Below are 18185 nucleotides of genomic sequence, written 5' to 3' on the forward strand. Positions count from 1 at the left end.
AATGCCTTAAGCAACCGCCGATGAGCGGCACCAATTACCGCCTCCCAAGGCCAAGGTCAGGAAGTTTCGCCATGAACAACGACTATAACCCCCGCAACGCCCGCCACACCGTCGCAGCGATCGTCTGCACCATCGTTTGCAGCACGGCCTTCGTGCTCAGCGCGGTTGCCCCGGCCCAGGCTTTTGCGGCCCCCACTCACCAGATCGCCGCTCGCCCCTAGTCTGAGCGGCGTCAGCCGGGGTGGTCCAACGCCCCTTGCACCATCCCGGCTCCCTCTTCTTCTTCCAACCGGCCCAGTATTCCGGCCCGCGTATTTTCAAGGAGTTTCTTCCGATGGGCATTTTCTCCCGCACACGCGATATCATCGCGGCGAACTTCACCGACCTGCTCGATAAGGCGGAGGACCCGTCGAAGATGATCCGCATGATCATCCTCGAAATGGAGGAAACCCTGGTCGAAGTCCGCGCTTCGGCGGCGCGCACCATTGCCGATCAGAAGGAAATGCGCCGGCATATCTCGAAGCTGAACACGCTGCAGGAAAGCTGGACCGAAAAGGCTGAGCTGGCGCTGTCCAAGGACCGCGAGGATCTCGCCAAGGCCGCCCTGGTCGAGCGTCAAAAGGCTGCCGACATGGCCGATCAGCTGAGCGTGGAAATCGGCGTGCTCGACGATGCGCTGCGCGCGTCGGAAGAGGATATCACCAAGCTGCAGAACAAGCTGCGTGAAGCACGGACGCGCCAGAACACGATCGTCACCCGGCTCGAATCCGCCAACAACCGCTTCAAGCTGCGCGACATGTATGCCGGTCCGAAGATCCAGGACGCATTTTCGCGCTTCGAAGTGATGGAACGCCGGGTCGACTTCGCCGAAGGCCGCGCCGATGCGCTCAGCCTGGGCGCGCCGAAAAGCCTGGATGAGGAAATCGCCGAACTGAAGTCCGCCGAGAAGGTCGATGCCGATCTCGCCGCACTGAAGGCTCGCATGGGCAAGGATAGCTAAGATGGAAGACGTCATTGTTCCGGTCTTCGTCTGCGGCCTGCTCTTCGTCGGAATGCCCTGGGTGATCCTGCACTACGTCACCAAGTGGAAGCAGGCGCCGAAGATCACGCAGGAGGACGAAAGGCTGCTCGACGAGATGCATATGCTCGCCCGCCGGCTCGAAGACCGCCTCAACACCGTCGAACGCATCGTCGCCGCCGACAATCCCGACTGGAAACCCGGTCTGCCGAGCGCGACGACGTCCGATTACCAAATCACCAGGAGGAACTGAAATGTCCGCCAGCCGCACCACATTCTATGTCGACAAGCAGAATCGCAAATGGCTCGGTGTCTGCGCCGGCATCGCCGACTATACCGGCCTTGATGTTACTCTGGTTCGGGTCGGTACTGCCGTCCTGGCATTCGCCACCAGCGGATGGATTATCGTCGCCTATCTGATCACTGCCTGGCTCGCGCCGAAAAAGCCCTATGATCTGTACGACAGCCCGGAGGATCAGAAATTCTGGCAGGGCGTCCGATCCAACCCGAAGCGCTCGACCGCGGAAATCCGCTCGACCTTCCGCGAGATCGACCGCCGCCTTGCCGATATCGAGATGCTTTACACCAGCCGCAACAGCCGGCTCGCCAACGAGATCGACAGCCTGCGCTAAGACGCCGGCTGGCCAGGGAGAACGACAATGAGTTGGGGTGGACCGGGTTTCGTGATCGCGCTCGTCGCGATCTCCACCGCCGGATGGATCATCAACAACTGGATCCGTGCCCGTCACGGCTATCCGATGGAAGATGAATGGTCCGGCAAGAAGAGCCATCGCACCGACGTTGCGGCCGACGCCGACCGAAAGATCGGTCTGCTCTCAACCGAGAACGAACGGCTGACCGGACAGATCAGCCGCCTGGAGGAACGGATCGCCGTCCTCGAACGCATCGCCACCGACCCCGCTGAGCGCACTGCTCGCGAAATCGACTCGCTGCGCTGACATAGGAAATACGATCATGAATGTAGCACAGTTCATCCCTATCATCGCCGCCATCGGCCCGATCTTTGCCATCATATCGGTCGCCGGGGTCCTGGGCTGGGTGGTCACCACCTGGATGCGCATCCGCCACGGCTATCCGCTGGACGGGCAATGGGGCCAGGCGATCTACCCCAAGACTGATCAGGAATCGGTCGAACGCATCCGCCTGCTCAGCCAGGAAAATGGCCAGCTGCGCGCCGAGATCGGCTCGATCAAGGACCGGCTCGCCAATGTCGAACGGATCGTCACCGACGGCGCGCACAGCCTCGATCGCGAGATCGAAAGCCTGCGCACCAAAGCGAACTGAGGAGCAAGGGCGATGGAAAGCCTGAACGGTTTCACGATCTTCCTGCTGGCTTTCGTCGTCATCGGCCTCCCGGTCATCCTCGGCGTCGGCAGCGAGATTTTCAAAAGCTGGATCAAACACAAGGAAACCATGTCCCAGGCGCTGACCGCGCAGACCGCCGAGAAGGCCGCACAATATGCGGCGCAAACCGAGCGGCTCGAACAGCGGGTCCGGGTCCTGGAACGCATCATCACTGACCGCGGCATCGACGTCGCCGACCAGATCGAACGGCTGCGCGACGACAGCGCGCCGCTTAACTGAACCCTTCTGAAAGGAACCAGGAAGTGCTTATCATCTTCGCAGTGTTCGCAGTCATCGCCGGTGTCGGCGTGTATTTGACCGAACGTGTCGATCGCCCGTTGCGCCGCCAGGAGCGCGCAGCCCGCAACGCGCAGTGATCGCAGCTCCAAGAATTAGAAAATAGGGAGACACCCCATGAATCCGTTTGAAATGGTCGTCGCGATCGTCGTCATCGTTACGATCGGCCGAGTTCTCCAGGCCCGTTACGGCGTCGTCCGCGACAAGCGTGGGAACCGCCACAGCCTGCGTCACGACGACAGCGCGACCGAAGCCGAAAATCGGCGGCTGCGCGAAGAATTGACGGCGATGAAGGACCGCCTCGCGGTTCTCGAACGCCTCGCCACCGACGACAACGACAGCGGCGCCCGCCTCGATCGCGAGATCGAGAAGCTCCGCGACCGCCCTTAACCCCAAGGAGCAGGGATCATGACCGATCCGAACTTCTATATGACATTGTCCGCCGCCGCGCTTGCCGGGCTTGGCATGCTGACCCTGGCCGTCCTTAATGGCTGGCGCGGCTGGCTCGCCTTCAAGCAGCAGGAACTTCGAGCGAATGCGGACTTCCACCCCGCCGCCCCGGTTCCCAACGCCAGCGCCCGGATCGAGATCGCGGACCTCAAGGAACGCATCCGCAAGCTCGAGGCGATCGCCGCCGGCGTGGATCTTTGAAGAATGCCCCGTTCCCCGGCCCACCGGGGAACGGGAGGTTGGCAAGGCGGGCAACGAAGCTATAGCCGTCGCCATGCCCACTCTTTCCGACCTGCAAGACGAATATGGTTTTCTCGATGCCGATGACCGGTATCGCCTGCTGATCGACCTGGGCCGAGAGCTCGAGCAGATGCCGGAAGCCCTCAAGACCGATACGACCCTGGTGCGGGGCTGTTCCGCCTCGGTCTGGGTCTATCCCATGGTCCGCGATGACGGCACGCTGCATTTCCTCGCGGATTCGAATGCAGCGATTACCAAGGGCATTATCGCCCTGGTGCTGCTGACCGTACAGGATGCCGCGCCGGCGACGATCCTCGCTACCGACATACCGCACGCACTCGCACCGTTCGATCTGAAGAATCAGCTCAGCTCGAACCGCACTCAGGGTATTCCGAACATGATCGCGCTGATCCTCGAAACGGCGCGACGCTACGCCGCCCGCTGAGGAGCGGCGCTCTCACATTTATCAGAACCCCGCTGCCGCGCTCAGTGCGCCGCAGCGGTCTTTGGCGGCTTGGGATAGGGTATGAACTCGCCCAGGCTGACCGAACCGCTCGACATCCGCGACGACCGATCGACCAGTTGGATGATGTCGATGCTGCACAGCTGGCTGGAATAGGTCTTGCTGACAAGGATATCGTCATCGTCGAGAAACGCGGCGCTGCCGTTCACACGGTTGACGTAAAGCGTTCCGTTCCTGCCGCGATAGACGATCGCCGTCTTGTCGACGATCTCGCTGGACTGGATATTGTACAACTGGATGCAGTTCACCGGCGCACCGGCAACCCGGCCGTCGAGGATCTTCGCCAGCTTGGCTTCCGGGCTCAGTCGCTCGGCCTGGGCGACACCGCCGCCCATCAGCAGAGCGCCAGCGAGAATGAAGTGAATTACGCGCATGCCAAAAACTCCTGTCATGAGGTTGGGTGATACCATAGCCGGCCTGAACCAAGGCTGACCGACCTTACCCTATTTGTTGAGACGGAGTGCCGACACGATTTCCTCAATATCCTGGCGTGCCGGTACGATCTTCCATTCGCCGGGACGGGCAGCATCGACTATCGTCACGGCACCGCGCGGACAGACGCCGAGGCATTTGACTTCGATGACGCCAAGCTTACCTTTGCGCCCCTTGCCGACGCCAAGTTCCTTGCGCAACGCCTTGGCCAGCGAGGTGCGCCCTTTGGGACCAAATCCGCCGTCGAGCCGCTTCGAGCATTTCCGACACACCAGCAACGCAGTCGACCAGCCCGAGCGCACCGATTTCAAGTCGCCGGCCTTCAATCGGCCGGTTTCCATTCCCGCGCTTCCTCGGCAAGGCGAAGGACTTCATAAGCAGCCTGAATCGCCTGGAAGCGCTTCGCGGCCTCGGCATCGCCGGGGCGCAGATCGGGGTGATTCTCCTTGGCGAGCTTGCGCCACGCCAATCGTATCGTGGCGAAATCGGCATCGGGGTCGAGCTCGAACAACTCCAGCGCACGCATTTCGTCGCGCGACCGGCTGCCGTCACCCGGCCCGGCCCAGCTATGATGCTTGGATTCGGTATAGCCGTCGGCGGTCGATCGTTCGGCCGCCTCGCGCTCGGCGGCTTCCTCGGCGGTCAGCCCTTCGAAATAATTCCAGCCGCGATTATACTCGCCGGCATGCTCCTGGCAGAAATACCAGCGTTCGGGGCTGTTGGGTGATTTCGGTGCGGGGCAATTGCCCGGTTCCTCGCAACCATGCCGATCGCACAGACGCACCGTCGTCGCCTCACTGCCCGCGGTGCCATAGCCGCGCCAGCGGGGAAAACCCCAGTCAACCGATCGAGAAGAGGAACGCGCCATCGCCGCCCGACATAGGTCGCGTGAGCGAGAGCGCAACCGTCGTTATTGACCAATCATGAAGCGAACCCGCTGCGACGTCCCGCCACAACCAAGCCCGCCATCCGGCCGATAGCTTTTTTCATAGCGCGCACCGGCCATCGTCTCGCGCCCCGCCTTGCTGAAAATGAACGGCGGATAGGATACAACGGCGCGCTCGTTCAGGACCTTGCCGTCCGCCGCGATGTCGAACTGTACCTCAGTCCAGCCTTCAAACCCCCACATTCGGGCTTCATCAGGAAAAGTACCACCGACGCTCACCCGCTTGGGCGGTGCATCGAGCAGCGCGCATTGGTTCGCCGACAGGCCCGACCGTTCGAATGCGGCGCGGGCGGACTCGACATCACCCTGGGACTGTTCGAGCGATGCGAGCCGGATCAGCGCGCCGACGCGAAGCGGATGATTGGCGGGCAAGCTGGCATCATCGCCGATCTGCTTGAGCAGTTCGCTAGCGCGTCGCTCATCGAAACTGCGCGTGAGATCCGCCAGCAGCAAGCGGAGCGCTGCCCGAGCCGGCGCATCGTCCGCATAAACCGGCATGGTCAGCCCGGGCACCATTTCCCGGGCAAGGCGTTTGCTGCTCCATTTGTCGGCGGCATTGCTCGCCCAGACGACGCGTTCCACAGCGAGTCGTGCCGTTGCAGGCGCGCGGTTGGCGATCAGAATGGCAAGCGCGCGGCGCTCAAGCGCGTTGGTTTCCTCACGTGACACCACCTCATTCTTGCCGAGGCTATGGAGGATGGGGACAAGCGACAATGCGTCCCCGCCCTCTTTCGCCTCGATCGCGGCGAGTTGCGCACGCAGAGCGGGAAGCGCCACGGCATCCGATCCAGTGGCAAGTGGCGGCAGGGCTATCTTCTTGGCCGTCAGCCATGCGCCAAGATCGCCATCGAGATAATCGCTCACCGCTGGCCGCTGGAACGCAGTCGAACAGCGCAGTTCCACCCGCGCGCGATACCGGAAGAAGTTCGGCATCAGTTTGACCTGGGCGGGATCGAACGACCAGTTGCGCACCGCGCGCGCGAACTCGAGCGCAACCGCGCCCCCGCCGGCCGCATAGACTGGCACGGCAGCGACCACCCTGCCGTCATCGACAATATAGAATTCGACCACCGCCATATCCTCCGGCCGCAAGCCGGCTTCGCCGCCGCAATCAGGCACTTTCATCTGGGTACCGGGATCGAAGCTGCCCTTGTTGAGACGGCCCGCGCCGGTCATCGCCATATAGCGGCGCGCTTCCTCCGTCTTGCCGCCAAGCAAGGCGGCAATGGCGTAGTTGGAGCGGGATGCGACGTCATCCAGGTCGGTCTTTGCCGTCAGGCCGCCGAGCAGCTTGACCGAGGCGCCGGCTTCGCTTTGCGCCGCGGCGAACTGGCCCTGGTTCAGCAGCAACTGGCTCTTGACCCGTTTCAGCATTGCCTTGTTCTTTGCTTCGAGCGGCAACGGCGCCATGAATGCCTCCGCGCGCGCCATGTCCCGGGTCGCGGCATCGGGATCGATGAAGGTTTCGGTTTCGATCAGGCCCCGAAACACCGCCAATCGATCGCCATCGCTGGGCGCGATCGATTCTGCCTGGCGATAGGCAACCGCCGCGCCGGAATAATCGAGCGCATTCTCGGCGATCCGCGCCAGGATGGTCCAACCATAATAGCGATCGGACTGCAGGGTCGCATCCGCCGCTGGGAGTCCGGCCAGGCCGGCACGCGCGGCAGTGACTGCATCGTCGCTGCGCCCCAATTCATACAATGAGTTGGCCTTGCGAATGTGAATGATCGCCAGGCTGCGCTTGTTGGTGGGAATGCGCTTCTCCAGCGCCTCCCACGCCGCCAGCGCCCCGGCGTGATTGTCCGCCGCCTGAAGCGCGGCGGCCGCCTCGAAATCCTGCTGCACGCTCCGTTTGGCCGCCGCCGCCGCTATAGGCGGAATCGTCGCGGGCTGGACCGGCGCGGCAACGGTCGATTGCGCCGCGATCAACAAAAGTCCCAGCATGTTCCCTCGCCCCTTTTCGCCCCGTGCCGCGTTATCCTACTGATCGGAAACCGCCGCCACCGGAATCTGGTCCGCCCGTTCCGGCGCGTCGCAGGCCCGCGAACAGCACCGCCGCGAACAGCGCCGCGGCCGGAATCGCCACCGCGACCCCACCATAGCGGAGCGTGGCCGCCGCACCCGCCACCGCGCCAGCCGCCAGTGCCAGCCATAGTCCGAGCCAGGGCAACACGTCGCGGACCTGCCCTTTGCCCGTCACGGCCGCAGCGAGCCGTTCGCCAATGCGCGCCAGCGCCCCGGTCATGTACGTGACCCCGAACCGCACCTCGCCGTCCGCCATGAAAACGGCATTCGCGCCGCCCATCGCCAGCACCATCAGCGGCGCGGCCGGCTCCGGGCGCCCGATCGCATGCAGCGCCGCAGCGCCGCCAAGCAAGACCGCCTCGCCCAGCGATAATATGATCGCCCGGTTCACGCCGGCCCTGGCGCCAACGATATTGCCGATCGCAACGCCGGCCACGAACAGCGCGATCAGGCCGGCGGCGAACCCGGCCGGATGCCAGGCACCGGTGGCGAGCGACACCGCCAATCGAGTCGAATTGCCGCTCATGAAGGAAACGAAGAACTGCCCGATGGTGACGAAAGCCACGGCATCCACAAAACCGGCAATCGCCGCGAGCCCCAGGGCGAGCGCCAATCCGGACCGGTCAAGCTGCGTCATGACATGGTCGTAGCAGCAGCGGGGATCGACGTCCAAGTGCCGCAACAGTCATTTTTTGCGAAAAGTGCCAGAGGGTCTGTAAGCCGGGTTCTGTCCTCGCACCGAGATGCGATGTGCGACCATTCCTCTAGGCCCGCATTTGCATACGGGCTCAAGCAACCAACCCGGGCGACGAGCTGAAACAAAGCTCATGTGCCGCCCCTATTCGGTCTTGCTCCCGGTGGGGTTTGCCGTGCCGCCCCTGTTACCAGGCGCGCGGTGCGCTTTTACCGCACCCTTTCACCATGACGTGGCCGAAGCCGTCGCCGTCTGCTCTCTGTGGCACTTTCCCTGGGGTCGCCCCCGCCGGGCGTTACCCGGCACCGTCGTTTCGTGGAGCCCGGACTTTCCTCGGCATGCTTGCGCACGACGCGGCCGCCCAACCCTCTGGCGCGACCGCCCTTACGCGTCCCCTTGAGGCTTTGGCAACAGCAGCGCGAGCAGGATGCAACGGCATTCGCCATCGATCTCGCCGTCGATCAGTTCGGGACGGAAACGGCGCTGGAACGCGACCACGGCGGCAAGCTTGTCCGCCACATCATAACCGAAGCGCTCCAATGCGAGCAGGAAGCCGCCATCGGTCCAGCCGGGATCCATCAGATTCCTTGAAGGTCGGGGCAGTGCAAGCCGCACCTTTGCCAGCCGCGCCCAGGGGAACAGCTCGCCCGGATCCTGCTTGCGCGTCGGCGCGATGTCGGAATGGCCGACCACATTGCCCCGCGTGATGCCGTGGCGCTCCTTGATCGCATGGACCAGCGGGATCAGCGCGTCGATCTGCTCCTCCGCGAACGGGCGATATCCCCATTCATGCCCCGGATTGACCATTTCGATGCCAATGCTCGCGCTGTTGACGTCGGTGATGTGCCGCCAATGCGATTTGCCGGCATGCCAGGCGCGCTTGTCCTCGGCGACCATGCGCAGGATCGTGCCGTCTTCCTTGATCAGATAATGTGCGGAAACCTTGGCCTCCGGGTCGGTCAGCCGGGCGATCGCCGATTCCGCATCGCTCATGCCGGTATAATGCAGCACGATCATCGACACCGGCAGCGCCCGGTCGTCGAAATTGGGTGACGGCATTTCGATCATGGTCATGGCGTATCCCCTGCCCTTGCCGTCCGAATGGTAACGATCGCGACGCCAAGCATCGCGACGGCCCCGCCGCTCAGCATAAGCACGGTCAGCGGCGATCCGAAATACCAGGATGCGGCAAAGACCGACACGACCGGCGCCGCCAGTGTCAGCGGCGTGACGATGCTGACCGGATGGCGCTGCAACAGCCAGGACATCGACCCCTGCCCGATTACGGTCGATCCAAGCGCGGAAAAGGCAACCCAGCTCAAGGTGCGCAGCGGCAGATCGGGGATCGCACGCATCGCGGCGGGCTCAATGAACCAGGCGAGCGTGCCAAGCGTGATCGTTCCCCAGAAGCCGATCCAGGCATAGATGGTCAGCACCGGCACCCCAACCAGATAGCGCTGGATGAGCGAGCAGATCGCCCAGATGAAACTGCCGACCGCGGTCAACGCCAGGCCGGGGACCTCGCGTGCGGCTGCGGGATCGAACACCAGCAGGACCACACCGGCAAAGGACAGCGCGATGCCGGCCATGCGCGGCAGGCGAATCCGCTCGCGAAACACCAGGATCGCAAGCAGGAGCGAAAAGGGCACGCCCAATTGCCCGGCAATCGCGAGGGCACCGACATTGTCGGAAATGGCGAGCGAAAAATTGATCGCGACATAGAAAACGCCGCCCGAGAGGATGCCAAGAATGGTCAGCAGCCGCATCCTGCCCGGCACGATCCGGAGCGCGCTACCGCACACCACAAGCACCATCAGCTGGCGCAGAAAGCCTGCGGTGAGCGGCGCGATTGCCATCACCGCCATCTTCACCGCAATGACGTTCAAACCCCACAATATGTTCATCACGAGCACGACCATCAGGTCGTGCGCACCGAAACTAATGGCTTTGGGCGGAGGAGCGGTCACCGCCGTCGCTTGCGGACTTACACCGGCAAAGTAAACCGCTGTCAGGCGCGAACGGCAACACTGCAGGGCATGACGCCGGTCGGCTCATACAGGCCGCGATACTCCGGCGATGGCCGGAAGGCGTCGGTCTGGCCGATCACTGTCTCGCCGGCGCCCAGCACGAGCAAACCGCCAGGCCGCATCACTTGCGCGAGGCGGTCGAGGACCTGCGTGCGCAGCACGGGTGAGAGATAGAGCAGGACATTACGGCACAGGATCACGTCGAACCGCCCGATCGGCAGGGGATCGGCAACCAGGTTGAGACGGCGGAACGAGACGCGACGGACGAGTTCGGGTCGCGCCACCCAATCCACGCCGACCGTATCGAACCAGCGCATCATCCGCCGCACGGGAAGTCCGCGCTGGATCTCGAACTGCGAGAAGCGGCCAGCGCGCGCACGCGAAATCGCGCTTTCGGATACATCGGTCGCAACGATCTCAGGCGGTTGCACACCCTTGGCTTCCTCTTGCTCGGCGAACAGCATTGCCAGCGACAGCGGCTCCTGCCCCATCGAACAGCCGGCCGACCAGACCCGCAGGCGTCGCCCCGGACTCTCGGCGCGCATCGCGTCAAGCGCCGGCGGAATCATGTCGAGCACCGCCGCATCGCGAAAGAACGAGCTTTCCTGATTGAGCAGCGCGTCGACGACCTGATCGGCGATCAACAGGTCGCGCCCGTCAAGGATCGCGCCGGCCAGTTCGTCGAGCGTCTCCAGCCCGCGCTCGCGCAGCACCGGCTTCAGCGCGGTTTCGATCCGCCATTCGCGGTTCGCCGCGATCTGTTGCCCGGTGCGTTGTTCGAGCAGCGCGGCAAAAACATGCATCGCGCCGGTCGGGCGAACGGCCGCCAATGGCGTATTTGAGCGGGACCCGGGGGGCATGGGGAGCAGCATCAGGGGCGCCGCCGCATGGCGATCAGGCGGCCGATCTCGTCCGGCGGCAGGATCGCATTGGCGCCACCCGCGCTGGCAATCGCACCGGGCATGCCCCAGACCACCGAACTCGCCTGATCCTGCACGACGACACATCCGCCCACATCGGTCAGCCGCTTCGCCCCTTCGCTGCCGTCGCGGCCCATACCGCTCAGCACGATCGCCAACGCCCGCGCTCCATAAACATCGGCAATGCTTTCGAACATCGGATCGACCGAGGGCATGCACCCGCTCTTGGCCGGCTCGCGCGACAGGCGGACCGCTGCCGCGCCATCGCCGAGATTGACCAGTCGGAGATGACCATTGCCCGGCGCGATGACCACGCGGCCCGGGCGAATACGCAGGCAATCGGTGGCGACGTCGCATGGCCTTCCGGCCAGCACCGCCACTTGTGCCGCGAAATAGGGCATGAAGGATTCGGGTAAATGCTGCGTGATCAGGATCGGCAGCGGGAAGCTCGCGGGGATTTCCCGCAACAATTGGCTCAGCGCATGAATGCCGCCGGTCGACGCGCCGATCGCGACGATGTCGAAGCCGCCACTGTCGCTGCGCACCGATACGGTCGGCATCACATCGGTCGCGACATCGTCGATTTCGAGCAAGCGCGTCAGCTTGTCGGCCAGCACTTCGGCAAACCGGCCGGCAAAAGCGCCGACGCCCGGCTTGACCAGCGTATCCGCCGCGCCCAGCGCCAATGCCTGGATCGTCGTCGCGGCCCCCTCGTCGCAGGAGGATGATACGACCAGCACCTTGGCCCCGGCGCTCACCGCGATCAGGTCGGGCAAGGCGGTAAGGCCATCGATTCCCGGCATATCGATGTCGAGCAGGATCGCATCGATGTGATTGGTCTTGAGAAAAGCCATGGCGGCTTGCGCATTGGGCACCGCGCCGGCGACCATAAAGCGGCGACTGCCCTCGATCATGCGGCCGATCACCGCACGCGCGACCGCCGAATCATCGACGATCAGGATGCGAGGCGTGCGGCCGGGACCACGCACATCGGCACGGGGCGGGTGAGCCTCGATGGGCGGGCTGAGCATGGCGGCGGCCGCTTCAGGCCATGCCGACGATCTGGAGTTTGCTTTCCAGCGTCTCGCGATCGAACGGCTTCATCACATATTCGTCAGCACCGGCTTCGATCGCGGCGCGGATATGCGCCATGCCGTTCTCGGTGGTGCAGAACACGACCTTGGGCCGGTGCGACACGGCGCTGTCACGCAGCGCGCGGAGGAAATCCATGCCACTCATCACCGGCATGTTCCAGTCGAGCAGGACCACGTCCGGCGCTGATGCGAGGCACGAATCAAGTGCCTCACGGCCGTCGCCCGCCTCCGACACGTTGAAGTTCAACGTTTCGAGGATGTGCCGGGCGACCTTGCGAATCACCTTCGAATCATCAACCACCAGACACGTCTTCATGTGCACATCCTGTCCCGCTCACTTCCCTGTTTGCCGGAAACCCGTAAGCGTCGCGTTAATTTGTAAAAACCGACCGGTCCTCAAGCCGCAAGCGCGGCAAGGCCGGGAATCAGCGCGCGAAGATCGATCGCGAGGATCGCCTCCCCGTCTCGCTCGATGATCCCGCACCCGGTGGCACGCCAGCCGGCGTCAAGCACGATACCCGACGACAGCGGCGCGAGATCGAACGGCGCGACATCCTCGAGCGAATCGACCAGCACGGCATAATGATGGCCATCGGCCAGGGTAATGATCGCGCGGCTTGCCGGTACCGTGGCGGGCGCCACGCCCAGCGCGGCGCGCGTATCGATCACGGTCACGACCCGGCTGCGCAACGCCGCGAGGCCGAGAACCTGCGTCGCGGCACGCGGCACGGGAATCACATCGCCGATATCGACCACGGATTCGACCTGGCCGGATTCGATCGCGACGGCGCGACCGGCGATATGCGCGATCAGGAATAGCTGCGTCATTGGGCACGTCCCCCGGCCCGTTCGGCCAGCGCAGCAAGCAACGCGCCCCGATCGTAGCGATAGATGCTGTCGTCATTGGCGCCGCTTGCGGAACGATCCTGGCGCAACCGGACCACCGGCGCGGCGCCGATCCGGGCCGGCGCGCCACTGTCCATGGTCAGGACCACCGCAGCCGCCTCGCCCGGATTGAGCTTCGTCGCCACCTTGTACCCCGCGCCTTCAAGCGCCGGCTTCAGGAACGTGGTCATCCACGCCGTATCCGCGCCGTCGATCAGGCACAAAGGCGGGCTTTCCTGGCAATTCTCTTCGCCATGGGTCGCGAACAGCCAATGCACGTCGAGCAATTCGATTTGTTCGTCATCGAGCGAGACGACGCCGGCCACCGGCCCGACATCGCGCGCCGGCGCGATGGTATCCGGCAAGGTGACGATATCGAGCGCGTCGGCGATCGCATAACCAATCTCCATCGCGCCATCGCGCAAGCGCAGCACCGACACATCGAGCCGGTTGCCGATCTCCCCCTGCGTCGCCAGCGGAATGATCCGGCCGTCGATCGACAGCCGCAACCGGCCCGCGGCAAAACGGATCGCATCGGCCGAGACCGGCTCGACACGGTCGATCACCGACAGCGGCACGAGACGGCGCACCCCGTCGAGATCGTCGAACAGCAAGGCCGATGGCCGTTCGGCCTCGACCGCTTCCGGCTCATCGTCCTCCGAGATGATCTCGCGGTGGAATATCAGCCCGGCAGCCGAGGCAATGCCGGCGCAGTCGAGCAACAGCATCGGCAAGCCGCTGTCCGGCAATGTCTGGCCGGCATAAAGCCCGGTCGCCATCACCGCCGGCGCCGCCGGCTTGATCACCAGTTCCTCATGATCGAGCACGGAATCGACCGCCAGCGCATAGCTGCCGCCGACGACGCTGACGATCACCAGCATCGAGGGCGGTGCGAGCGTTGCGGTCATGCCAAGCGTGCCGGACAGATCGACCAACGGCATACGTCGCTCGCGCACCGTGGCGGCCGCGGTATCGCCGAGCATGTCGATGCGGATCGCATCACCGCCGACGCGCACGATTTCCTCGATCGCCTGGCGCGAAATGGCGAAACGCTGCGCGCCGACCCCGACGCCGATGGTCGAGATGATCGACAGGGTCAGCGGCACATGGATGGCGATCCGCAATCCCTTGCCCGGGCTGTTGTCGAGGTCGATACGCCCGCCAATCTGTTCGATATTGGCGCGCACCACATCCATGCCGACACCACGGCCCGAGATCGAGGTCGCCTCGTCCTTGGTCGATAGCCCGGCCTCGAACACCAGGTCGAGCTTGGCCTTGTCGCTCAGCGCGCGCAGGTCGCGCTCGGACCGGCCGCTGCCGGCAATCTTGGCGATCAGCCGATCGGTGTCGATGCCCTGGCCATCATCGCTGATCTCGATGATGATCTGATTGCCCGATTGCCGCGCCGCAACCGTCAGCCGGCCGCTCTCGCGCTTGCCGAGCGCGCGACGCTGCGCCGGCGTTTCGATGCCGTGATCGATCGAATTGCGCACCATATGAACCAGCGGGTCGCGCATCATCTCGATCATCTCGCGATCGAGCTCGACGTCTGCGCCCTCGACATGGAGCGTCACTGTTTTGCCCAGTTCCGCGGCGGTGTCGCGCACCATGCGTGGCAAGGCGGAGAAGAGCGCATCGATCTTCTGCATGCGGGTACGCGTGACCGTGTCGCGCATTTCGGCGACGGTCAGCGACAGGCGCTCCAGCGCCGCCTCGACCGCCGGGTCCGCGCCATCGTCGCGCAAACGGCGCGCCAGTTCATTGCGCGCCAGCACCATGTCGGACATGCCCGACATCATCCGGTCAAGCAGATCGACATTGAGGCGCACGCTGCGCGACGGCGCGCGCTGCGCGGCCGGGACCGACGCATGAGCCACCGACGCCGCACCCTTGTCGAGCGCCGCGATCAGCAGATCCTCACCCGTATCGTCGAGTGCCGCGCCGGCATCGATCGCCTCGACGATCTCGCCGATCCGGTCGACGATCGCGAGCACCGCGTTGACCAACGCCGTATCCGGCTCACGCAGGTCGGAGCGAACCGCCGCCAGCACATCCTCGGCGGCATGACTCAGCCGGGCAAGCCGGGGCAGATCGAGAAAGCCGCAACTGCCCTTCACCGTATGCACGAAGCGAAAAATCGCATCGAGCCGATGACGGTCGGATGGATCGCTCTCCCACGCGATGATCTCGCCGGAAAGCGCTTCCAGCGTCTCTCGCGTCTCGGCGATGAATTCCTGAAGCAGATCGTCCATGTGTCCCCGCGCGGCTGCGGTCGGACCATGGTATAAAAGCGGTTAAAGAGGCGTTATCTTCCGGGCGCATGACCATCGCGGTAAAAATACTGGCTGCCGTTCTGGCCGTTGCGGTCGCCGGCTGTGCCGGCTTCATGCTTGGCCATCAGGGCAGAGGCGATGCCTATCAGCAACGCCGCCTCGGCATGATTCGGATGATCGTCAATCAGGCGGGGCCGGGCCAGATGCTGCTGGTGGGCGACAGTATCGTCGAAATGCAGCCATTGCCGCCGCTCTGCGGCCTGACCGCGATCAATGCCGGCATTGCCGGGGCACGATCAACTGACCTGATCGGTTTCGCCACGACCGCGATCGCGGTGGCCAGGCCCTCGCGCATGGTGTTCGCGGTCGGCGTCAACGATCTGGTCCAGGGTACCGACCTCGCCGCCTGGACGGCGCGGACGACCGAGTTGGTCGGCCTGTGGCCCGGCAAGCCGGTCATTGTCGGCATCACATCGGTCAAAGGCGAGGACGACGCGGTGGCGCAGCGCATGAACGCGATCCTGCACCGCCTGGCGACAGCGCGCGGCGGCGTGTTCGTCACGGGCCTGACGCTGCAGGAGACCTTCGACGGCGTGCACCCCTCCCTTGCGGGCACAAAGGCCTGGCAGGCGCGGATCACGACCGCGTGCGGCGGCGCTTAGCGTTGATTTCAGTAAGACGCCGCCGGCCCGGCTGAAAACGACTCTCTAAGAGCACCGTCGACTTGGGTGGAATCCCCCCGTTCGGGCTGAGCTTGTCGAAGCCCATGCGCTGTGCGTGCCCTTCGACAGGCTCAGGGCGAGCGGGGGTGGTAACCCGGCTTGAAGCTAGCCCGCCTTGAACGCTGCCCCGAACAACAGCACCGACTCCGCCGGATCGGACACCTGTACCTTGCCGCCGCCTTCGGCGACGAGCGCATGAACGAGATAGGCAGCGGCGGCGCGCGGGGTGATGATCGCATCGCCCTGCGTCCCGGTCAGCGCGGTGCGCAATTCCTGGTCGAGCACGATCCGCGGCCCGTCGGCCCGCACCACGATCTCGACCTGACCGCCGACGCTTTCCGCACCGACATCGAGCTGCCCGCCGCGGATCAGTGCGTCACCCGCAATCAGCGCGAGGTTGAGCAGCACCTTGATCGCCGGCTTGGGCAACGTCGCATCCTCGACCAGCCAGCCGAGCTTCACGCGGTGATTGTCGCCGAACAGCCCCTCGATCGCCGCGCGCGCTTCGCGCGAATCCACGGTTTCGCCGAAACCGCCCGCCGCGCCAAACGCCAGCCGAAAGAATTTCAACTTGTTGGCCGAGGCGCGCGCACTTTCGTTGAGCAATTCCAGGCAGCGCTGGCGCATTTCGGGATCATGCTCGTCGGCCAGCAGTTCGAGCCCATTATTGAGCGCGCCGACGGGGCTGAGCAGATCGTGGCACAGTCGCGAGCAGAGCAGGCTGGCGAAATCGACCGGGCTGATGGTCATGATAGGGGATGGGCTCCGGGCAAATTGTTGAGGCTCTTCTGGCGATGCTATAGCCTCTGCGCAACCCATCGCCATTTTTCACGGTTTCCGGCCATCGCTGTTTCAGGCCGGACAGCCGGAGACAAGCGCAATAATCACGAGGAAAGGAGCGGCGCATGCCCGCAGCCGGGAAAGATGATGATATTTTTGCCGTCGCTCAAGCGGAACGCGCTTTGGCTGAGGCGCATCTGAATCTCGACATGGATGTGATCGATCGCCTGATCCATCCCGACTATGTCATCGTTCAGCCGGGCGGAGCCATCGAAACCAAAAGCGAGGTTCTGGCATCCTATCGAACCGGCACGCGCCGCTGGGATGAAGCCCGGGTCGATCAGCTCGATATCCGGCTGCATGCAGATACGGCGATTGTCGTCGGTCGCTGGCAGGCGTCGGGACAGAATGGCGCTGACCCGTTCGATTATCAGGCGCGCTTTCTCTCCATATGGCTCCGGCAGGATGGCCGCTGGCAGAACCTGGCTTATGAGGCGACGGAGATGGCGGAGGGCGGAAACTGAGCCACCACGATCTCCTCCCGCCCTGTTCTTCCGGCCCTGCCCTTCTGGCGATGCGAGCCCGTACAGGCACCCCCATAGCCTACCGTCGCGGCGGCCCGCCGCCACTCAAGACCGGTCGGGGCGATACAGGGCCGGTCTGACAGAGCAGGCACATCATACGACGGGAACCGCACGTTCTGATTCCGGTTCGGGCCGAGGCGGCGGCGCGACGGCATCGGAGATACCCTTTGTCACGACGAATTTCGCCTTCACTGGTCCGGCAACGACCGAAAATTCCGCCCCTTTGACGCCACCCTGTCCGCGACCTTGCGGGTCGACCGGAAAGCTGAATTCATCGCGTTGCGGGACATAACCATGCTGGATCCATTCGTAGCGGATGCGCATGCGGCCCTGCTCGACACCGAGATAGACCAGCCGTTTCACTTCGGCATTCTTCAGATCGGGTGCCGGCCCTTCCACCAAAGTCAGCCCGGGGTCCTTTTCCTTGACCGGACGGCTCCAGATGGTGGGCATGCCATAATGAACGGAAAGGTCGACGAACCATTCCTTGTTGCCCCCGCGGTCAATGCGCAGGCCGACCGTGTCGCCGGGATGGATCAAATTGCCGAGCAAGCCATGATAGGCCCGGAAGCCGCCATTTTGCGGGATATAATAGGACCAGTCCTGGTCCTGCGACTTCCCCTTATAGACGAGCAATGTTTCGTCGATCGCAAAGCCGAATGGCAAACCCATTCCCCCGGCCATGCTGCTCTTGAACGGACGGGCGAGCCGATAGGCCGGCTGGGCCTCCACGATCGTCTCGACGTAGAATTCCTCCCCGGGCGTCACTTCCACCACCGAACCGACGGACGGGGCGGCGATGACGAACTGCTTGAACGGCGGCGATGGAGCGGGTGCTGCACTGATCAGAAAAAGGGCCAGGCCCGTCGCTATGATCCTCATCTACCCCGCCCCGTATCCGTTAACC

Annotated in this window: 26 protein-coding genes and 1 other RNA gene; 12 read left to right on the forward strand and 15 right to left on the reverse strand. The window is 64.1% G+C overall.

The window, feature by feature from the left end; all coding sequences use genetic code 11:
* Window positions 1-71 precede the first annotated feature (71 nt).
* The 10 genes from OO12_RS28510 to OO12_RS10060 all read left to right on the forward strand — a co-directional run bounded on the left by OO12_RS28510 (window position 72) and on the right by OO12_RS10060 (window position 3815).
* Window positions 72-221 (forward strand): hypothetical protein, encoded by a 150-nt coding sequence (locus OO12_RS28510; protein ID WP_160296776.1) that lies wholly within the window; start codon window positions 72-74, stop codon window positions 219-221.
* A gap of 113 nt (window positions 222-334) precedes the next feature.
* Window positions 335-1000 (forward strand): phage shock protein PspA, encoded by a 666-nt coding sequence (gene pspA, locus OO12_RS10020; protein ID WP_034158483.1) that lies wholly within the window; start codon window positions 335-337, stop codon window positions 998-1000.
* Window position 1001: 1 nt separating this feature from the next.
* Window positions 1002-1271, forward strand: a complete 270-nt coding sequence (pspB, locus tag OO12_RS10025) for an envelope stress response membrane protein PspB (RefSeq protein ID WP_034158484.1) — start codon at window positions 1002-1004, stop codon at window positions 1269-1271.
* 1 nt (window position 1272) lies between these two features.
* On the forward strand, window positions 1273-1650 hold the full coding sequence (pspC, locus tag OO12_RS10030) for an envelope stress response membrane protein PspC (RefSeq protein ID WP_034158485.1): 378 nt from the start codon (window positions 1273-1275) through the stop codon (window positions 1648-1650).
* Between the two features lie 27 nt (window positions 1651-1677).
* Entirely contained in the window at window positions 1678-1977 is a 300-nt protein-coding gene (locus tag OO12_RS10035) for a hypothetical protein (protein ID WP_034158486.1), read from the forward strand.
* A 16-nt stretch (window positions 1978-1993) separates the two neighbouring features.
* Window positions 1994-2323, forward strand: a complete 330-nt coding sequence (locus OO12_RS10040; protein WP_034158487.1) for a hypothetical protein — start codon at window positions 1994-1996, stop codon at window positions 2321-2323.
* A gap of 12 nt (window positions 2324-2335) precedes the next feature.
* The gene (locus tag OO12_RS10045; protein ID WP_034158488.1) at window positions 2336-2623 is read left to right on the forward strand and encodes a hypothetical protein; all 288 of its coding nucleotides are present in this window, start codon (window positions 2336-2338) and stop codon (window positions 2621-2623) included.
* 174 nt (window positions 2624-2797) lie between these two features.
* On the forward strand, window positions 2798-3070 hold the full coding sequence (locus OO12_RS10050) for a hypothetical protein (RefSeq protein ID WP_034158489.1): 273 nt from the start codon (window positions 2798-2800) through the stop codon (window positions 3068-3070).
* Between the two features lie 18 nt (window positions 3071-3088).
* On the forward strand, window positions 3089-3331 hold the full coding sequence (locus tag OO12_RS10055; protein WP_034158490.1) for a hypothetical protein: 243 nt from the start codon (window positions 3089-3091) through the stop codon (window positions 3329-3331).
* Window positions 3332-3404: 73 nt separating this feature from the next.
* A complete protein-coding gene (locus tag OO12_RS10060; RefSeq protein ID WP_034158491.1) occupies window positions 3405-3815 on the forward strand; it encodes a SufE family protein in 411 nt (136 codons plus the stop codon).
* Window positions 3816-3856: 41 nt separating this feature from the next.
* Here the strand turns inward: OO12_RS10060 and OO12_RS10065 are convergent, their stop codons facing one another.
* From OO12_RS10065 to OO12_RS10120, 13 genes are all read right to left on the reverse strand, one after another.
* Window positions 3857-4267, reverse strand: coding sequence for a hypothetical protein (locus OO12_RS10065; RefSeq protein ID WP_034158492.1), 411 nt, complete (start codon window positions 4265-4267; stop codon window positions 3857-3859).
* Window positions 4268-4336: 69 nt separating this feature from the next.
* The gene (locus OO12_RS10070; RefSeq protein ID WP_034158493.1) at window positions 4337-4666 is read right to left on the reverse strand and encodes a (2Fe-2S) ferredoxin domain-containing protein; all 330 of its coding nucleotides are present in this window, start codon (window positions 4664-4666) and stop codon (window positions 4337-4339) included.
* Window positions 4648-5193, reverse strand: a complete 546-nt coding sequence (locus OO12_RS10075) for a J domain-containing protein (RefSeq protein WP_034158494.1) — start codon at window positions 5191-5193, stop codon at window positions 4648-4650. The genes OO12_RS10070 and OO12_RS10075 overlap by 19 nt, the downstream gene beginning before the upstream one ends.
* Before the next feature lie 42 nt (window positions 5194-5235).
* The gene (locus OO12_RS10080) at window positions 5236-7218 is read right to left on the reverse strand and encodes a hypothetical protein (RefSeq protein WP_052215714.1); all 1983 of its coding nucleotides are present in this window, start codon (window positions 7216-7218) and stop codon (window positions 5236-5238) included.
* A 31-nt stretch (window positions 7219-7249) separates the two neighbouring features.
* On the reverse strand, window positions 7250-7936 hold the full coding sequence (locus tag OO12_RS10085; RefSeq protein ID WP_034158495.1) for a YoaK family protein: 687 nt from the start codon (window positions 7934-7936) through the stop codon (window positions 7250-7252).
* Window positions 7937-7999: 63 nt separating this feature from the next.
* Window positions 8000-8366: RNase P RNA component class A (rnpB, locus tag OO12_RS26835), an RNA gene on the reverse strand.
* Window positions 8367-8377: 11 nt separating this feature from the next.
* The gene (locus OO12_RS10090; RefSeq protein WP_034158496.1) at window positions 8378-9067 is read right to left on the reverse strand and encodes an N-acetylmuramoyl-L-alanine amidase; all 690 of its coding nucleotides are present in this window, start codon (window positions 9065-9067) and stop codon (window positions 8378-8380) included.
* Entirely contained in the window at window positions 9064-9960 is an 897-nt protein-coding gene (locus OO12_RS10095) for a DMT family transporter (RefSeq protein WP_235364734.1), read from the reverse strand. Before OO12_RS10095 ends, OO12_RS10090 begins: the two co-directional genes overlap by 4 nt.
* 41 nt (window positions 9961-10001) lie before the next feature.
* Window positions 10002-10823, reverse strand: coding sequence for a CheR family methyltransferase (locus OO12_RS10100; RefSeq protein ID WP_034158497.1), 822 nt, complete (start codon window positions 10821-10823; stop codon window positions 10002-10004).
* Between the two features lie 68 nt (window positions 10824-10891).
* Entirely contained in the window at window positions 10892-11971 is a 1080-nt protein-coding gene (locus OO12_RS10105) for a chemotaxis protein CheB (protein ID WP_082006452.1), read from the reverse strand.
* A gap of 13 nt (window positions 11972-11984) precedes the next feature.
* The gene (locus OO12_RS10110; RefSeq protein WP_034158498.1) at window positions 11985-12350 is read right to left on the reverse strand and encodes a response regulator; all 366 of its coding nucleotides are present in this window, start codon (window positions 12348-12350) and stop codon (window positions 11985-11987) included.
* 80 nt (window positions 12351-12430) lie between these two features.
* Window positions 12431-12862 carry a chemotaxis protein CheW gene (locus tag OO12_RS10115; RefSeq protein ID WP_034158499.1) on the reverse strand — a complete coding sequence of 144 codons (432 nt, stop codon included), beginning with the start codon at window positions 12860-12862 and terminating at the stop codon, window positions 12431-12433.
* Complete coding sequence (locus OO12_RS10120) at window positions 12859-15171, reverse strand: chemotaxis protein CheA (RefSeq protein WP_034158500.1); 2313 nt, start codon at window positions 15169-15171, stop codon at window positions 12859-12861. Before OO12_RS10120 ends, OO12_RS10115 begins: the two co-directional genes overlap by 4 nt.
* Window positions 15172-15239: 68 nt before the next feature.
* On the opposite strand from OO12_RS10120, the gene OO12_RS10125 reads away from it, so the two are divergent.
* Window positions 15240-15854 (forward strand): SGNH/GDSL hydrolase family protein, encoded by a 615-nt coding sequence (locus tag OO12_RS10125; RefSeq protein WP_034158501.1) that lies wholly within the window; start codon window positions 15240-15242, stop codon window positions 15852-15854.
* 165 nt (window positions 15855-16019) lie between these two features.
* On the opposite strand, the gene OO12_RS10130 is transcribed toward OO12_RS10125, so the two are convergent.
* Window positions 16020-16664 (reverse strand): histidine phosphotransferase family protein, encoded by a 645-nt coding sequence (locus OO12_RS10130; protein WP_034158502.1) that lies wholly within the window; start codon window positions 16662-16664, stop codon window positions 16020-16022.
* 155 nt (window positions 16665-16819) lie between these two features.
* Between OO12_RS10130 and OO12_RS10135 the strand changes: the two genes are divergently transcribed.
* Window positions 16820-17218: a nuclear transport factor 2 family protein gene (locus OO12_RS10135; RefSeq protein WP_082006453.1), complete on the forward strand. Its 399-nt coding sequence runs from the start codon at window positions 16820-16822 to the stop codon at window positions 17216-17218.
* A 153-nt stretch (window positions 17219-17371) separates the two neighbouring features.
* On the opposite strand, the gene OO12_RS10140 is transcribed toward OO12_RS10135, so the two are convergent.
* Window positions 17372-18160: a hypothetical protein gene (locus OO12_RS10140; RefSeq protein WP_034158504.1), complete on the reverse strand. Its 789-nt coding sequence runs from the start codon at window positions 18158-18160 to the stop codon at window positions 17372-17374.
* Window positions 18161-18185 lie beyond the last annotated feature (25 nt).

This window comes from Sphingomonas sp. ERG5, from assembly GCF_000803065.1.
Classification (GTDB): domain Bacteria; phylum Pseudomonadota; class Alphaproteobacteria; order Sphingomonadales; family Sphingomonadaceae; genus Sphingomonas.

Bases quoted from the DNA above. Each gene is read 5' to 3' on its own strand.
- pspB (WP_034158484.1), top strand. From the start codon at position 1,002: ATGGAAGACGTCATTGTTCCGGTCTTCGTCTGCGGCCTGCTCTTCGTC.
- OO12_RS10075 (WP_034158494.1), bottom strand. From the start codon at position 5,193: ATGGCGCGTTCCTCTTCTCGATCGGTTGACTGGGGTTTTCCCCGCTGG.
- OO12_RS10070 (WP_034158493.1), bottom strand. From the start codon at position 4,666: ATGGAAACCGGCCGATTGAAGGCCGGCGACTTGAAATCGGTGCGCTCG.
- OO12_RS10045 (WP_034158488.1), top strand. From the start codon at position 2,336: ATGGAAAGCCTGAACGGTTTCACGATCTTCCTGCTGGCTTTCGTCGTC.
- OO12_RS10090 (WP_034158496.1), bottom strand. From the start codon at position 9,067: ATGACCATGATCGAAATGCCGTCACCCAATTTCGACGACCGGGCGCTG.
- pspA (WP_034158483.1), top strand. From the start codon at position 335: ATGGGCATTTTCTCCCGCACACGCGATATCATCGCGGCGAACTTCACC.
- OO12_RS10100 (WP_034158497.1), bottom strand. From the start codon at position 10,823: ATGCATGTTTTTGCCGCGCTGCTCGAACAACGCACCGGGCAACAGATC.
- pspC (WP_034158485.1), top strand. From the start codon at position 1,273: ATGTCCGCCAGCCGCACCACATTCTATGTCGACAAGCAGAATCGCAAA.
- OO12_RS10080 (WP_052215714.1), bottom strand. From the start codon at position 7,218: ATGCTGGGACTTTTGTTGATCGCGGCGCAATCGACCGTTGCCGCGCCG.
- OO12_RS10085 (WP_034158495.1), bottom strand. From the start codon at position 7,936: ATGACGCAGCTTGACCGGTCCGGATTGGCGCTCGCCCTGGGGCTCGCG.
- OO12_RS10115 (WP_034158499.1), bottom strand. From the start codon at position 12,862: ATGACGCAGCTATTCCTGATCGCGCATATCGCCGGTCGCGCCGTCGCG.
- OO12_RS10110 (WP_034158498.1), bottom strand. From the start codon at position 12,350: ATGAAGACGTGTCTGGTGGTTGATGATTCGAAGGTGATTCGCAAGGTC.
- OO12_RS10105 (WP_082006452.1), bottom strand. From the start codon at position 11,971: ATGCTCAGCCCGCCCATCGAGGCTCACCCGCCCCGTGCCGATGTGCGT.
- OO12_RS10125 (WP_034158501.1), top strand. From the start codon at position 15,240: ATGACCATCGCGGTAAAAATACTGGCTGCCGTTCTGGCCGTTGCGGTC.
- OO12_RS10040 (WP_034158487.1), top strand. From the start codon at position 1,994: ATGAATGTAGCACAGTTCATCCCTATCATCGCCGCCATCGGCCCGATC.
- OO12_RS10065 (WP_034158492.1), bottom strand. From the start codon at position 4,267: ATGCGCGTAATTCACTTCATTCTCGCTGGCGCTCTGCTGATGGGCGGC.
- OO12_RS10140 (WP_034158504.1), bottom strand. From the start codon at position 18,160: ATGAGGATCATAGCGACGGGCCTGGCCCTTTTTCTGATCAGTGCAGCA.
- OO12_RS10120 (WP_034158500.1), bottom strand. From the start codon at position 15,171: ATGGACGATCTGCTTCAGGAATTCATCGCCGAGACGCGAGAGACGCTG.
- OO12_RS10135 (WP_082006453.1), top strand. From the start codon at position 16,820: ATGCCCGCAGCCGGGAAAGATGATGATATTTTTGCCGTCGCTCAAGCG.
- OO12_RS10055 (WP_034158490.1), top strand. From the start codon at position 3,089: ATGACCGATCCGAACTTCTATATGACATTGTCCGCCGCCGCGCTTGCC.
- OO12_RS10130 (WP_034158502.1), bottom strand. From the start codon at position 16,664: ATGACCATCAGCCCGGTCGATTTCGCCAGCCTGCTCTGCTCGCGACTG.
- OO12_RS10035 (WP_034158486.1), top strand. From the start codon at position 1,678: ATGAGTTGGGGTGGACCGGGTTTCGTGATCGCGCTCGTCGCGATCTCC.
- OO12_RS28510 (WP_160296776.1), top strand. From the start codon at position 72: ATGAACAACGACTATAACCCCCGCAACGCCCGCCACACCGTCGCAGCG.
- OO12_RS10050 (WP_034158489.1), top strand. From the start codon at position 2,798: ATGAATCCGTTTGAAATGGTCGTCGCGATCGTCGTCATCGTTACGATC.
- OO12_RS10060 (WP_034158491.1), top strand. From the start codon at position 3,405: ATGCCCACTCTTTCCGACCTGCAAGACGAATATGGTTTTCTCGATGCC.